This window comes from Paraclostridium tenue, from assembly GCF_039521565.1.
Lineage (GTDB): Bacteria > Bacillota > Clostridia > Peptostreptococcales > Peptostreptococcaceae > Paraclostridium > Paraclostridium tenue.
The window spans coordinates 130,782-144,384 of sequence record NZ_BAAACP010000006.1 but is presented as its reverse complement, the minus strand read 5'-3'; the positions used below and the strand labels follow the sequence as shown (position 1 = coordinate 144,384).

Sequence of the window (13,603 nt, the reverse complement as noted above, 5' to 3'; positions counted from 1 at the left end):
AATAGACTTATAGACTATTTATCTTTTATATCCGCATATTTCAATTTCACTCAAAAAAAGCAGCTTATATAGCTGCCTTTTTGTTAAATAATAAATTTATTATCTCTCGCACTCTTGATTTGCAACTGTACAAGAAGTTTTACAAGCAGATTGACAAGATGTTTGACATTCTCCACATCCACCTTTTGCCGCACTTTCTTTTAAAGTAGCTTTAGATAAAGTTTTTATATGCTTCTTTTCCATTTTAACTACCTCCTATCTTACTAAACCTTTATTGATTATATCATAAAATTTACATAAGTGGAAATTTATTTAAAGTTAACCCCTAAAACACCACCTATTCCTCCTGCCAAAGTTGTCAATAGTACTTTATATGCTGTAGTCATTTCAAATGTGAAAGAATCTTTAGCCAAAAACACTACTATCATTAAACATAATATGTAAGTTAACCCAACTAATACACCGTACAAAAGTCCCTTTTCCTTTATTTTCATAGATGCATAAAATCCACCAAATGCAGCAGATGCTGTCGTTATAGCCGAAGTTGCCATAGCTATACTAGTTGAAGAAATACTTGTAAATGTTAATAATAAATTATAAATTAATAAGCTTGCTAATGTTATTATGTAAGCATATCCTAAACCTTTGAATATATTACTTGATTTTTCCATAAAAAAACCTCCCCCTTTCATATAAAATTATATTCAAGGGGAGGTTTTGTAATTACAATTATTGATTTTATTTTTATTTTGATTCTGATTGTGTAGATGCTATAGCCCATTTTTCAAATGGTACTTTTGTTCTACTTGGTCCGATTTCTAGTATAACAACATCTTCTTCAACTTTAGCTACATTAGCTACTATACCACCTATTGTTACAACTTTAGCTCCTACACTTAAGCTATCTCTCATTTCTTTTAATTGTTTATCTTTTTTCTTTTGTGGTCTTATTAAGAAGAAATAAAATATTGCAAAAAACACAACCCACATAAGTATCCCTACTACAGCTTGAGGCATATAAGTCACTCCTTTTTATCATATTTATTAAACATTTTAATTTTTGTTCGGTATAATAATCATTATAACTTAAAATAATTATAATTCATAGCCATATTTTTGGAAAAATTCTCTTCTAAAATCTAATAATCTATCTTCCATTATAGCTTGTCTTACTTGCTTCATTAAATCTAATAAGAAATGTAAGTTATGTGTAGTTATAAGTCTTGCAGCTAATATTTCATTAGCTTTAACTAAATGTCTTATATAAGCTCTTGTATAGTTTTTACAACAGTAGCAATCACAATTAGGATCTAACGGTCCAAAATCTCTTGCATATTTTGCATTTCTAACTACTACTTTTCCTTCACTTGTCATAGCAGTACCATTTCTAGCTATACGCGTAGGTAATACACAGTCAAACATATCTATTCCTCTTATTACCCCTTCTATTAAGTCGTCAGGACTTCCAACACCCATTAAATATCTTGGCTTATTCTCTGGCATTAGAGGTACTGTATAATCTAAAACCTCATACATTAATTCTTTTGGCTCTCCAACACTTAAACCACCTACTGCATATCCAGGTAAGTCTAATTCTAATATTTCTTTTGCTGATTGTTCTCTTAAATCCTTATACATACCACCTTGAATTATACCAAATAAGGCTTGATTTTCTGTATTTTTATGAGCTTCTTTACATCTTTTTAACCATCTTGTAGTTCTTTCTAAAGAATTTTTAACATATTCTCTATCTGCTGGATATGGAGCACATTCATCAAATGCCATCATGATATCTGAACCTAATGCATTTTGTATTTCCATAGCCTTTTCTGGACTTATAAAGTGTTTAGACCCATCTATATGAGATCTAAAGTGTACACCTTCTTCAGTTATTTTTCTAAGTGGTCCTAAGCTAAATACTTGGAACCCTCCACTATCTGTAAGTATAGGTTTATCCCAGTTCATAAACTTATGAAGCCCTCCAGCTTCTTTAACTAAATCATGACCAGGTCTCATGTATAAATGATACGTGTTACTTAATATTATTTGAGATCCTATTTCTTTTAATTCTTCTGGTGTCATAGACTTTACAGTTGCTTGAGTTCCAACTGGCATAAATATTGGTGTCTCAATTACCCCATGAGGAGTATGTAATCTTCCTAGTCTTGCTCCACTTTGCTTACAAGTTTTTATAAGTTCATATCTTATTGCACTCATGCTGACTCTCCTTAACTCTCTTTATTATTTTTTTTGATAATTTAAAGCTTGTTCTAAATTTCTTTTATGACATTCACAGTCATCTTCTTCACATTCTTCATAATGAATACTGGTAACATTCATTGAACTATTATCATCTGTCAGTAAGTATTTTCTTATTGCAAATAATCCAGCTATAGCCATTATTCCTAAAAGCAATTCAAACATTCCTTCACTTTTAGGTAGTAATAATAATTTTCTAGCTATAGCATACAATAATACTTCAATTAATGCGCCCGGAATATGTAGTGATAACATCACTACTAATTCTACTCCTATAACTAATAATAATATTTGTCCTAATAAATCATTAAATTGAGCATACTGTACTATAGTTTCATATTCGACAATATATGATTGCCATATCATCCTAAGTACATCAATTGTACCTAAAAATACTGCAATAAGTACAACCATTGCTAATAATGATTCAAATACATAGGCTATTTTAAGCGCTAGACTTTTTTCATCTATCTTTTTCATATTAGCCCCCTAATATTTATTTAATTATCATCGCATCCCCAAAACTAAAGAATCTATACTTTTCTAAAACTGCAGTATTATATGCATTTAAAACAACATCTTTTGAAACCAATGCACTTACTAACATTATTAGTGTAGATTCTGGTAAATGGAAATTAGTTATTAATTTATCTACCATTTTAAATTTATATCCTGGATATATAAATATATTAGTCCATCCACTAGATTCTACAATTTCACCATTTTCGTTACTTGCTGACTCAACAGTTCTACAACTAGTTGTTCCAACACATATAACTTTATTCCCATTTTTCTTTGCTTTATTTATTTTTTCAGCTGCTTCTTTATCTACCATATAATATTCTGAATGCATCTCATGTTCTAAAACATCATCCACCTTAACTGGTCTAAATGTTCCAAGTCCTACATGTAATGTTACAAAAGCAATATCTACACCTTTTTCTTTTATTTTATCTAAAAGTTCTTCTGTAAAGTGAAGACCTGCTGTTGGTGCTGCTGCTGAGCCATTATGTTTTGAATAAACAGTTTGATATCTTTCTCTTTCTTCTAGTCTTTTTGTTATATATGGAGGTAGTGGCATATTTCCAAGTTCATCTAAAACTTCTTCAAATATACCTTCATAGTGAAACTTAACTAATCTAGAACCTTCTTCTGCAAGTCCTACTACCTCTCCTATAAGCTTTCCATTTCCAAATGAGAACTTAGTTCCTACCTTAGCTCTCTTTCCTGGTTTAACTAATGCTTGCCAAATATCTTTATCAGTTCTTTTTAATAAAAGAAATTCTATTTTACCACCAGTATCAACTTTTTCTCCTATAAGTCTTGCTGGTATAACTCTTGTATTATTAAGAACTAAACAATCTCCTGGATTTAAATAATCTATAACGTCTTTAAATATTTTGTGCTCAATTTCCCCAGTTTTTTTGTCTAAAACCATAAGTCTTGAATTAGATCTATCTTCAAGAGGTGTTTGAGCTATTAATTCTTCTGGTAAGTCAAAATAAAAATCGCTAGTTTTCAATTTAAACGTCCTTTCTATATTTTAGTACAAATTACATCATAACAAAAAAAATAATATTTTTCTATATTAATGATATTTATTGTCAATATGCTTATTTATTTTTTATTTTTTACTAGGGTATGGTATTTTCAAATGATCATAAGCTAAAGGCATTGCAATTCTACCTCTAGGTCCTCTATTTATAAATCCTAATTGAAGTAAATATGGCTCATAAACATCTTCTATTGTATTTCTATCTTCTCCTGTAGAAGCTGCTAAAGTATCTAATCCAACAGGACCTCCCTTAAATTTTTCAATTATTGTATTTAAAAGTTTTTCATCGACATGATCAAGCCCTAAACTATCCACTCCTAATAGTTCCAATGCATCATTTGCAACTTCGTCTGTTATATTTCCATCCGCTCTAACTTGTGCATAATCTCTAACTCTTTTTAATAATCTATTTGATATTCTTGGTGTTCCTCTAGATCTTCTAGCTATTTCTGTAGCTCCTCCAATTTGAATCTCTGCTCCTAATATGCTTGATGATCTAATTACTATTTGTGCCAATTCTTCAACTGTATAATAATCTAACTTACATATAACTCCGAATCTATCTCTTAAAGGGTTAGTTAACATACCAGCTTTAGTAGTTGCCCCAATTAAAGTAAATTTAGGTAAATCAAGTCTTATACTTCTAGCTGATGGACCTTTACCTATAATTATATCTAAACAATAATCTTCCATAGCTGAATATAAAACTTCTTCTACAGTTCTACTTATTCTGTGAATTTCATCTATAAATAAAACATCATTTTCATTTAAATTAGTTAAAATAGCAGCTAAATCTCCAGCTCTTTCTATTGCAGGTCCTGAAGTTATCCTAAGATTAACCCCCATCTCACTAGCTATTATAGATGCTAATGTTGTTTTTCCAAGTCCAGGTGGTCCATATAATAAAACATGGTCTAGTTGTTCATTTCTAGCTTTTGCTGCTTCTATAAATATTTTTAAAAGTTCTTTAGCTTTCTTTTGTCCTAAATAATCATCTAAACTTTTAGGCCTTAAATTATTTTCTATATCAACATCTTCATTTTGCATGGTAGATGTTATTATTCTATTTTCATCTTCAAACATAATTTAAATTCGCCCCCTTATCTAAGAGATTTACTCATTAAATAACTTAATGATTTCTTTATTATATCTTCTGTATTCATTCCACCTTTTTTACAATTATTAACGGCTTCTTTTGATTCTTGAGATGAATATCCAAGAGCAATAAGTGCATCAACTGCTTCATCTTGAGATACAGTTATTGGAGCTTGTGAAAGAAGTGTTGGTTCAAACTCAATATTATTTTTATCTATCTTATCTTTTAATTCTAAAATAATTCTTTCTGCTGTTTTCTTTCCAACTCCAGGAGCTTTAGACATTTTAGTTACATCTTCACTAACTATATATGCACCTATTTGCTTTGGAGTTGCAAAAGATAATATACCTAATGCAACCTTAGGTCCTATCTTAGATACTGAATTTAATAATTCAAACATATTAAGTTCCTCTTTTGTTGAAAAACCACAAAGACTCATGTCATCTTCTCTCACTATTAATTTTGTATATATTTTATATTCTTTTCCTAATTTTAAATCTGATAGTGTATTTGATGATACATTAATTTTATATCCAATATTATTTGCCTCTATTACTAAGCTATCTAAGTTTATTTCTTCTATACTTCCTTTTATATAACTATACATATTTCCCCCCTATATTTTTAAGTGTTTTTTCTAATTTATTTGAATGACAATGACATATTGCAACTGCTAATGCATCTGCTACATCATCTGGTTTTGGTACCGATTTTAAATTTAAAAAAGATTTAACCATCTGTTGTACTTGAGCTTTTTGTGCTCTACCATATCCAACTACACCTTGCTTTACTTGAAGAGGTGTGTACTCGTATACCGGCTTATTATTATGTGCACAGGCAAGCATAGTAACACCTCTTGCTTGTGCTACTGTAATAGCTGTTTTTACATTTTTATTAAAGAATAATTCTTCTATGCCAACTTCATCTATATTGTAATTTTTTATAAGCATGTCTATACCTTTATAAACAAGTTCTAACCTTTTTAATATATCCATATGTGCTGGTGTAGTTACTGCTCCATAATCAATAACCTTAAATTTATTGTTTTTGTATTCTATAATTCCATAACCAACGATAGCTATTCCTGGATCTATACCTAAAATAATCATACTAAAATAACTCCTTTTATGAAACTTACGTTCTGTATTAATATATAATACCATATTTCTATACAAACTATAAAGAGATGAAAAGTTTCCCTTTCATCTCTTTATAGTTTGATACTATTAAATTATTTTAAGTATTTAACTTCCAAAATCCTCTAACTTGGAATATATTTCATCTTGTGTTGTTGCAGATATACCATCCTTAACTTCTTCCTGAACCTTTTTAGGCAAAGACTCTGTTTCAATGTCAGTATCTTCAATCTTTTCCCTGTCTCCATTGCTATTATACTTACAAACTACTATAATACCTTTATTGTCCTCTATTACAAATCGATTAGCTTTTTTGGGATCATTAAATTTTTCTTTTTCTTGTAAAGTTATTTCATATTTATCTAATTTTTTTATTGTTCTATTTGGATATTTTTTTGTTAGATACTTAGTTATCTCATTTTTTGATTTTCCTATTAATTCTGGTGGTATCGTTCCTATCATAGTTGGCGGTTCACTACTTGATGTTCCATCTTCAAATGTTTTTTCTACCCAAATTTCACAATCTTTACTTAGTTTAAATGTGTCTTTAACTATTTCTTCTTCTTTTCTTGGTTTTATGTCTTTATCTTTAGAGGTCACTTCATCTGATGTTTTAAATCCTACATAAATCCCTCCAGCGAGAACTGCTATGCCTAAAACTATCATAATCGGTATTCGCCAAGGAAATTCTTTTTTCTTTTCGAACATTAAAAACAGCCTCCTTATACCGGTTATTTTTTCCAATTAGATATTTTTCATACATTTATTTGAAATTATTTAGTAATCTTTTTATAACACTGTCCTTACAATCATCTATAAATTCATTTTCAATTAAAAAATTTTAAATATCCGTTCCATTTACTAATCAATTTTCATATGATACTGTTAAAAACTTATACTGATAGTTTATACAAGGAGGGTTAATTATTGAATATAGATAATAACTTTTTAGATAGATTAGAATTTGTTGAGTTTAAACAACAGGTATTGCTTTTAAAGCAACCTAATCATAAGATAAGTGTTTTTGCAAATTTATCACTTTCTCAATTTATAGATGTAAAAAATTATGTGAAAAATTTTGAAAACCTTATAGCTAAAGACTGTAAATATACTTTTAAGGATTTTGAAACAGGTTTATACAACATTTGCCCTTTGATAAAAACTTATCCTGGAAGTTCAGTTCTAATTGCAAGAATTCTAATGGATATAAAAAATTATGATATATTATTTTCACACAATAACTAAATTTTTAAAGGCAATATATTGATATTTTTATTATTTATATTGCCTGATTTATTTATATCTAGTATATATACAAATCTATTTGGAAATAATCTTACTATATACTATTAAGGAGGGATTTCCATGGGTAAAATAAATTGTAGTGTTGAAAATTGTTCTCACAATAATAAAAACATATGTTACGCAAATAGAATTGATGTACACGGAAGTCAAGCAAAAACAATCGAACATACAGCTTGTGCATCATTTTTAGAAAATTTTGTTTACAGCAATTTAACTAATAATACAAATGATGATGGTCCTTGTTCTTGTATATGTTGTAAAGTAGAAACTTGTGCTTATAATGAGAATAACTTATGTACATTAGATGTTATTAAAGTTTCACCTGATACTAAAAGACCTAATATGTATTCTGAGACAAGCTGTTCTAGTTTTAAATATAAATAAAAAGAGGAGATATATATCTCCTCTTTTTATTTATTCTTCTATCTCCCAGTTATGTGCTATAGATTGAACATCATCATCATCTTCTAGCATATCAACTAATCTGTTCATAAATTTTAATTGTTCTTCTTCAGTTAATTTAGTAGTAGTTTGAGGTAATAATTTTACTTCTGCAGATATAAAACTATACCCTTTAGCTTCTAATTCATCTCTAACTGCTTGGAAATCTTCTGGAGATGTTAATACTTCAAATCCATCTTCCTCAACAATTAAATCTTCTGCTCCAGCTTCTAAAGCTGTTTCCATTAATTCATCTTCTGATACTTCATCATTTGCTTCTATTAATATTTGACCTTTTCTATCAAACATAAAAGATACACATCCACTAGTACCTAAGTTACCACCATTTTTATCAAAATAGTATCTAACATTTCCTGCAGTTCTATTTTTATTATCAGTTAAAGTTTCTACTATTACTGCAACTCCTCCTGGTCCGTATCCTTCATAAACTATAGTTTCAAAGTTTTCATTTGCTCCACCACCAGCACCTTTAGCTATAGCTCTATCTATATTATCATTAGGCATGTTATCTGCTTTAGCTTTATCTATTGCAGTTTTTAAAGTTGCATTATATTCTGGATCAGCTCCACCATCTTTAGCTGCAACTGCTATAGCTCTAGCATGCTTTGTAAATATCTTTGCTCTTTTAGCATCTTGTTTACCTTTTCTATTAATTATGTTTCCTATACGTCCCATAATTTCACTCCTTGCTCTGTAAATTATTTTATCTAAATAAAACTTTGTTATGCTTATATCTTATAGGTATAGTCAATATGTAATATGAATTAATTTATATTATATACACCGTAATTTTAGCATAAAACTTTAATTTAGTAAATTAGAACTTAGGTGGAGCTGCTGCAGTATGTCTTTTATGCTCACTTATCCTATGCAATCTAGCTATTATTTCTTTATCTTTTTGAGGAACTTCATCTACTCTACCTTCTACAATTGCATCTATCATATCATAAGTAGTTCCCATTTCATTTTCATCAGTTTGTCCTTCCCAAAGTCCAGCTGATGGAGCTTTATTTATAATATCATCATGAATACCTAAAACTTTAGCCCATTCATACACTTCCTTTTTAGTTAAATTAGCCAATGGAATTAAATCAACTCCTCCATCTCCATACTTTGTAAAATATCCTGTATGTATTTCAGCTGCATTATCTGTACCTACAACTAAGTATCCCATATTATTAGCTACAGTATACACAGTACTCATTCTTATCCTTGCTCTTAAATTAGCATCACTCATTCTATCATTGTTTTCATTATATAAATTTTTATCTTTTAAGTTATTCATAACTTTTTGATATATATTAACTTGTTCATCTGTCAAATCTAAATCTAAATACTCTATATCGCATCCCTGTATTACTTTAAGTGCATCTAATCTATCTTGAGGGTTACTTTTTATACTCATTATTACACCCATAGAATCATTTGGAAAAGCTTTTTTTATCAAGTATGCAACTACTGCTGAATCAATACCACCTGATACTCCAACTATTAAACCATTAGTGTTTGATTCCTTTACTTTTTCTCTTAACCATTCTACAGTTTTATCTATCTTAACATTTATGTTTGCCATATAAACTGTTCCTCCTTACATTTTTTGGATAAGCCAATTATATCAGATATTTTTATTTTAATTAAATATAATTTATGCTTTATGTTAAAAATAATTCAAGAAGGTGATAATATGAATAAAAAATACTTTAGTTTTAATATTAAAAACTCACTTATAGGCTCTATTTCAGGATTTATAAATGGCATTTTTGGATCTGGTGGAGGAACATTATTAGTACCTATTTTAAATAATATACTAAAAGTAGAAGAACATAAATCTCATGCAACAGCTTTATCTATAGTAGTATTTTTAACAGTTACAAGTTCTTTTATATATGTATCCAAAGGAACTTATGATTTAAATCTAACATTCAAAGTTGCAATAGGAAGTATAATAGGTGGGATAATAGGCGCTAAAATTCTTTGTAAACTTACAGGAAAGCTTCTTAGAATCTCATTTGGAATAATAATGATTATAGCTGCTCTAAGGATGGTGTTTTAATGCTACTTATCATAATAGGATTTTTTTCAGGTATAATAGGAGGAATGGGAATGGGTGGAGGAACAATATTAATTCCTGCACTTATACTATTTTTAAACATAGACCCAAAAATAGCACAAAGTGTAAACTTACTTTCATCTGTTCCTATGACCATATTTGCTTTAATAATTCATATAAAAAATAAAAATGTAATATTAAGTTTGGTAATCCCAATAGCTCTTTTTGGAATAGCTGGAGCTATAGTTGGTTCTTTCTTAGCTAACTATATTTCATCAGAAACTCTAAGAAGAGTATTTGGAGTATTCTTGTTAATAGTAGGAATATTAGAAGTTAAAAAAGGTATATTTAATTCTCCCCAGTCTAAATGTAAAAAGTAAAAAGTAATGTCTCAATAACTTTAATTATATTGAGACATTACTTTTATTTTAAAGTATTACTTGTCCATCTTTTTCAGATAAATAAAACTCTTCCCCTAAAACTATATTTGCTGTAGCACTAGTTATATCATTTATTTTTTCTATAATACATTCAGTTTCATTTTTTCTTGAATAAACTATTATTTCTACATTATCTGCATATATAGTATCTTTTATAAAGTACCCCATATTCATTATTTCATTTTGAACTTTACCAAGTTGATTATAATCTATTTTAATTTTAACTTCTTGATACATTACTTTTTCAATTATTTTCGCAGCTTCAAGTCCTATTTTAGCTCCTTTAGTATAAGCTCTTACCAATCCACCAGCACCTAATTTAATTCCTCCAAAATATCTTGTAACAACAACTACAACATCCCTTAAATCTTCCTTTTTTATAACTTCTAAAGTTGGTATACCTGCTGTTCCTTGAGGCTCTCCATCATCACTGTACCTTTGTATATTCATACTTTTGCCTACGGTATATGCCCAAACATTATGCCTTGCATCTTTATGTTTTTTCTTTATTTCATTTATAAATTCAATAGCTTCTTCTTCTGTTTTTATAGGCTTTGCATATCCAATAAATGTAGATTTATCTATTATAATCTCGTCCATTCCAAATTCGTGTAATGTCTTATACATAATATAGCCTCCTAAACTTATTTATATAATAATTATAATCATAAAAATAGAACAAGGTAAATACCTTGTTCTATTTAAGTAATAATAACTATATACTTAGTTATCAACGCATTGTTTTTTTAGATCTTTAAACTTTTTATACGAGATATCTACTAGTGATTTTTCTCTATTATGAGTTAACATATCTAAAGCATCTTTGACTTTAAAAAATCCAGCTTCTTTAATGCTATCATCGACAATTTCATAATTTGTATCATCAGACTCCATTATATACCACATAATAGCATTACACACTTTTTGTTGTCTACTTCTTGAATAAAATTCATACATAGTATCTCCTGCCATATCTAGCACTTTAGCTTCAACTTTTATTTCTTCTTTAACTTTTAATGGTGCAACTTCACTAGGGATATCACCATCATTTATTTTTCCTTTAGGGATAGTCCATTCTCCCCTGTCATTTTTAATTATTAATACTTTGTTTGCATAAAATACTATGCCCCCTGCACAGCGTCTTAGTATCATATTAAATTCCCCCTACTTAACCATATTTTTACACCAAGTTATGGAGATAAATTTTTAAGTAATTTCTTATGTTAATCCATTATATGTTAAATTTATAGTGTTTATGTTATATAATTAAGTAGTTTTTTCTAACTGTTCTATTGCATCTTCATAAGCTTTTATTACATAATTTTTTTCGTCTTTTTTTCTCTCTTTAAGTCTTTTAAGCATTGAAAGACTATTTTTATTTCCTACTTTTGCTAAAGCTTTTGCACAATACTGACGTGTTTGTGCATTAGAATCATATAATCCTCTTTGAAAGTATTCTCTACTTTGAGCTGAAGATATTTTTCTAAGAGCCGAGTAAGTTATCCTTCTAACATCTGAATGTCTATGTGTAGTTAATGAATGTAAAATTCCTAAAAATCTATCATCATTTAACTCACCAGTTGCCCATATTAATATCATTAAATCTTCTGCATTTTTTTCGGTTATAATTCTTTTATATAACTTTCTTTTAAATTGTAATAATCTCTCATCATCTAGATTATTCATAAAATTAATTCTATCATCTTTGCCTAATTCTAAAAATTTATCTAATACATCTTTAGATAGTTCTAGTTGACTTTTAAGCATAGCTTTTATTTCTATCTTAGCCTTTATTAAATGGTCATTTACCTCTTGAATTTCAATATTCCTTATCTTACTTATTTGAGATACTGTTCTAGATTCTTTATATAGAAGATAAGTTATAAAATAATCCTCTAAATTTTCTATATTATCCCAACATATATTCATATTAATCCCTACTCATTTATTATATATTCTTTATATATATTATAGTCTTCTTCATCTAAACTAACTGTTAATTCTATTCCATTTTCAACATACTCAAACTCTTCAACATTATATTTATTTTTTAATTTACTAAATACATCTCCTCTTTCATATGGCAATAACAAATCTACTCTATGAGTATTTTCCATCAATGCTGTTTGAATCATTTCTACAAGTTTATCCATATTTATGCCTTGCTTAGCTGATATATAAACTGTATTCTCTTGATTTTTAGGATATATATCTAGTTCTAACTTATCTATTTTATTATAAGTCATTATAGTAGGCTTATCTTCAGCGTCTAATTCCTTTAATACTTTTTTAGTAGTATTTTCTTGAATTTCGAAACTTTCATTTGTTGCATCAACAACATGAACTATTAAATCAGCATAATGAACCTCTTCTAAAGTTGCTTTAAATGCTTCTACTAAATCATGTGGTAATTTACTTACAAATCCAACTGTATCTACTACTAAAAATTCCTTTTTATTAGGAAGTAAAGCTTTCCTTAAAGTAACATCTAATGTTGCAAATAACATATCTTTTGATAAAACTTCTTTTTCAACACTATATTCTTTATGAGTTTTTATAAGCTCATTAAGTAATGTTGATTTTCCTGCATTTGTATATCCTACTAAAGCAACTATAGGTATATTAGATTTTAATCTTTGAGCTCTTTGAGTTTCTCTGTTTTTCTTTACATCTCTAAGTTCTCTTCTTATATCTGCCATTTTATTTAATATGTGTCTTTTATCTACCTCTAATTTTTGCTCTCCTGGACCTCTTGTTCCTATACCTGCTCCAGTTCTACTCATCTCTCCACCCATACCATATAGTCTAGGTAGTCTATATTTTAACTGAGCTAATTCAACTTGCAACTTACCTTCTTTACTTAAAGCTCTTTGAGCAAATATATCTAATATTAAAGTTGTTCTATCTATTACTTTTCTTTGAACTAATTCTTCTATATTTCTTATTTGCGCCCCTGATAATTCATCATTAAATATTATTACTGTAGCGTCTAATGATTCACAATATGCTTTTATTTCCTCTACTTTCCCTTTTCCTATATAAAAGGCAGCTTCTCTTGCTGGTCTATTTTGTATAATACTTCCTACAACTTCTGCTCCTGCTGCCTTTGCAAGCTCTTTTAATTCTTCCATAGATTCATTAATATCTATATCATCAACCTTTTTTACGTTAGTAGTTATATTAAGCCCAACTAACAAAGCTTTTTCCACTATTTTTTCCATTGTAACACCTCATTTAATGTACTTTTTTTTATTATACCACTATTGTAAATTTTTAGTATAATTATATTAAAACTCTAAA

The 13,603-nt window shown here is 28.5% G+C and carries 20 protein-coding genes; 4 read left to right on the top strand and 16 right to left on the bottom strand.

Translation table 11 applies throughout. The annotated features are described in order from the left end of the window. Window positions 1-99: 99 nt before the first annotated feature. From scfA to ABFX13_RS06510, 10 genes are all read right to left on the bottom strand, one after another. Window positions 100-243 (bottom strand): six-cysteine ranthipeptide SCIFF, encoded by a 144-nt coding sequence (scfA, locus tag ABFX13_RS06555; RefSeq protein WP_021122491.1) that lies wholly within the window; start codon window positions 241-243, stop codon window positions 100-102. 65 nt (window positions 244-308) lie between these two features. Then, window positions 309-671: a TIGR04086 family membrane protein gene (locus ABFX13_RS06550; protein ID WP_147547226.1), complete on the bottom strand. Its 363-nt coding sequence runs from the start codon at window positions 669-671 to the stop codon at window positions 309-311. Window positions 672-744: 73 nt separating this feature from the next. Continuing rightward, window positions 745-1,017, bottom strand: a complete 273-nt coding sequence (gene yajC / locus ABFX13_RS06545; protein ID WP_346044095.1) for a preprotein translocase subunit YajC — start codon at window positions 1,015-1,017, stop codon at window positions 745-747. Between the two features lie 78 nt (window positions 1,018-1,095). Then, complete coding sequence (gene tgt / locus ABFX13_RS06540) at window positions 1,096-2,217, bottom strand: tRNA guanosine(34) transglycosylase Tgt (protein WP_346044092.1); 1,122 nt, start codon at window positions 2,215-2,217, stop codon at window positions 1,096-1,098. Between the two features lie 24 nt (window positions 2,218-2,241). After that, window positions 2,242-2,739, bottom strand: coding sequence for a phosphate-starvation-inducible PsiE family protein (locus tag ABFX13_RS06535; RefSeq protein WP_346044090.1), 498 nt, complete (start codon window positions 2,737-2,739; stop codon window positions 2,242-2,244). A 16-nt stretch (window positions 2,740-2,755) separates the two neighbouring features. Continuing rightward, complete coding sequence (queA, locus tag ABFX13_RS06530) at window positions 2,756-3,781, bottom strand: tRNA preQ1(34) S-adenosylmethionine ribosyltransferase-isomerase QueA (RefSeq protein WP_346044088.1); 1,026 nt, start codon at window positions 3,779-3,781, stop codon at window positions 2,756-2,758. Between the two features lie 102 nt (window positions 3,782-3,883). Then, entirely contained in the window at window positions 3,884-4,897 is a 1,014-nt protein-coding gene (gene ruvB / locus ABFX13_RS06525; RefSeq protein WP_346044086.1) for a Holliday junction branch migration DNA helicase RuvB, read from the bottom strand. Between the two features lie 17 nt (window positions 4,898-4,914). Continuing rightward, window positions 4,915-5,517 (bottom strand): Holliday junction branch migration protein RuvA, encoded by a 603-nt coding sequence (gene ruvA / locus ABFX13_RS06520; protein WP_346044084.1) that lies wholly within the window; start codon window positions 5,515-5,517, stop codon window positions 4,915-4,917. After that, window positions 5,510-6,019: a crossover junction endodeoxyribonuclease RuvC gene (gene ruvC, locus ABFX13_RS06515; protein WP_346044081.1), complete on the bottom strand. Its 510-nt coding sequence runs from the start codon at window positions 6,017-6,019 to the stop codon at window positions 5,510-5,512. The genes ruvA and ruvC overlap by 8 nt, the downstream gene beginning before the upstream one ends. A gap of 135 nt (window positions 6,020-6,154) precedes the next feature. Next, on the bottom strand, window positions 6,155-6,754 hold the full coding sequence (locus ABFX13_RS06510) for a hypothetical protein (RefSeq protein WP_346044079.1): 600 nt from the start codon (window positions 6,752-6,754) through the stop codon (window positions 6,155-6,157). 219 nt (window positions 6,755-6,973) lie between these two features. Here ABFX13_RS06510 and ABFX13_RS06505 point away from each other — a divergent pair, with 219 nt between their 5' ends. Then, window positions 6,974-7,291 carry a hypothetical protein gene (locus ABFX13_RS06505; RefSeq protein WP_346044077.1) on the top strand — a complete coding sequence of 106 codons (318 nt, stop codon included), beginning with the start codon at window positions 6,974-6,976 and terminating at the stop codon, window positions 7,289-7,291. A 120-nt stretch (window positions 7,292-7,411) separates the two neighbouring features. Then, a complete protein-coding gene (locus ABFX13_RS06500; protein ID WP_346044075.1) occupies window positions 7,412-7,735 on the top strand; it encodes a DUF1540 domain-containing protein in 324 nt (107 codons plus the stop codon). Between the two features lie 30 nt (window positions 7,736-7,765). Here ABFX13_RS06500 and ABFX13_RS06495 read toward each other — a convergent pair whose 3' ends face one another. After that, entirely contained in the window at window positions 7,766-8,488 is a 723-nt protein-coding gene (locus ABFX13_RS06495; protein ID WP_346044073.1) for a YebC/PmpR family DNA-binding transcriptional regulator, read from the bottom strand. Between the two features lie 142 nt (window positions 8,489-8,630). Further along, a complete protein-coding gene (nadE, locus tag ABFX13_RS06490; protein WP_346044071.1) occupies window positions 8,631-9,386 on the bottom strand; it encodes an NAD(+) synthase in 756 nt (251 codons plus the stop codon). Between the two features lie 111 nt (window positions 9,387-9,497). Between nadE and ABFX13_RS06485 the strand changes: the two genes are divergently transcribed. Both ABFX13_RS06485 and ABFX13_RS06480 read left to right on the top strand, forming a co-directional pair. Next, entirely contained in the window at window positions 9,498-9,866 is a 369-nt protein-coding gene (locus ABFX13_RS06485) for a sulfite exporter TauE/SafE family protein (protein WP_346044069.1), read from the top strand. Then, window positions 9,866-10,243: a sulfite exporter TauE/SafE family protein gene (locus ABFX13_RS06480; protein WP_346044067.1), complete on the top strand. Its 378-nt coding sequence runs from the start codon at window positions 9,866-9,868 to the stop codon at window positions 10,241-10,243. Before ABFX13_RS06485 ends, ABFX13_RS06480 begins: the two co-directional genes overlap by 1 nt. Before the next feature lie 48 nt (window positions 10,244-10,291). Here the strand turns inward: ABFX13_RS06480 and ABFX13_RS06475 are convergent, their stop codons facing one another. From ABFX13_RS06475 to hflX, 4 genes are all read right to left on the bottom strand, one after another. Continuing rightward, window positions 10,292-10,930: a YigZ family protein gene (locus ABFX13_RS06475; RefSeq protein WP_346044065.1), complete on the bottom strand. Its 639-nt coding sequence runs from the start codon at window positions 10,928-10,930 to the stop codon at window positions 10,292-10,294. A 96-nt stretch (window positions 10,931-11,026) separates the two neighbouring features. After that, window positions 11,027-11,455, bottom strand: coding sequence for an NUDIX domain-containing protein (locus ABFX13_RS06470; protein WP_346044062.1), 429 nt, complete (start codon window positions 11,453-11,455; stop codon window positions 11,027-11,029). Window positions 11,456-11,569: 114 nt separating this feature from the next. After that, window positions 11,570-12,232, bottom strand: a complete 663-nt coding sequence (locus ABFX13_RS06465; protein WP_346044060.1) for a HEAT repeat domain-containing protein — start codon at window positions 12,230-12,232, stop codon at window positions 11,570-11,572. A gap of 8 nt (window positions 12,233-12,240) precedes the next feature. Further along, complete coding sequence (hflX, locus tag ABFX13_RS06460) at window positions 12,241-13,524, bottom strand: GTPase HflX (RefSeq protein WP_346044058.1); 1,284 nt, start codon at window positions 13,522-13,524, stop codon at window positions 12,241-12,243. Between the last annotated feature and the right edge of the window lie 79 nt (window positions 13,525-13,603).

Coding starts and splice junctions, on each gene's coding strand:
- ABFX13_RS06465 (WP_346044060.1), bottom strand. CDS start 12,232: ATGAATATATGTTGGGATAATATAGAAAATTTAGAGGATTATTTTATA.
- ABFX13_RS06550 (WP_147547226.1), bottom strand. CDS start 671: ATGGAAAAATCAAGTAATATATTCAAAGGTTTAGGATATGCTTACATA.
- ABFX13_RS06475 (WP_346044065.1), bottom strand. CDS start 10,930: ATGTATAAGACATTACACGAATTTGGAATGGACGAGATTATAATAGAT.
- scfA (WP_021122491.1), bottom strand. CDS start 243: ATGGAAAAGAAGCATATAAAAACTTTATCTAAAGCTACTTTAAAAGAA.
- nadE (WP_346044071.1), bottom strand. CDS start 9,386: ATGGCAAACATAAATGTTAAGATAGATAAAACTGTAGAATGGTTAAGA.
- ABFX13_RS06485 (WP_346044069.1), top strand. CDS start 9,498: ATGAATAAAAAATACTTTAGTTTTAATATTAAAAACTCACTTATAGGC.
- yajC (WP_346044095.1), bottom strand. CDS start 1,017: ATGCCTCAAGCTGTAGTAGGGATACTTATGTGGGTTGTGTTTTTTGCA.
- ABFX13_RS06470 (WP_346044062.1), bottom strand. CDS start 11,455: ATGATACTAAGACGCTGTGCAGGGGGCATAGTATTTTATGCAAACAAA.
- ABFX13_RS06500 (WP_346044075.1), top strand. CDS start 7,412: ATGGGTAAAATAAATTGTAGTGTTGAAAATTGTTCTCACAATAATAAA.
- tgt (WP_346044092.1), bottom strand. CDS start 2,217: ATGAGTGCAATAAGATATGAACTTATAAAAACTTGTAAGCAAAGTGGA.
- ABFX13_RS06535 (WP_346044090.1), bottom strand. CDS start 2,739: ATGAAAAAGATAGATGAAAAAAGTCTAGCGCTTAAAATAGCCTATGTA.
- ABFX13_RS06510 (WP_346044079.1), bottom strand. CDS start 6,754: ATGTTCGAAAAGAAAAAAGAATTTCCTTGGCGAATACCGATTATGATA.
- ABFX13_RS06480 (WP_346044067.1), top strand. CDS start 9,866: ATGCTACTTATCATAATAGGATTTTTTTCAGGTATAATAGGAGGAATG.
- hflX (WP_346044058.1), bottom strand. CDS start 13,524: ATGGAAAAAATAGTGGAAAAAGCTTTGTTAGTTGGGCTTAATATAACT.
- ruvA (WP_346044084.1), bottom strand. CDS start 5,517: ATGTATAGTTATATAAAAGGAAGTATAGAAGAAATAAACTTAGATAGC.
- ruvC (WP_346044081.1), bottom strand. CDS start 6,019: ATGATTATTTTAGGTATAGATCCAGGAATAGCTATCGTTGGTTATGGA.
- ruvB (WP_346044086.1), bottom strand. CDS start 4,897: ATGTTTGAAGATGAAAATAGAATAATAACATCTACCATGCAAAATGAA.
- ABFX13_RS06495 (WP_346044073.1), bottom strand. CDS start 8,488: ATGGGACGTATAGGAAACATAATTAATAGAAAAGGTAAACAAGATGCT.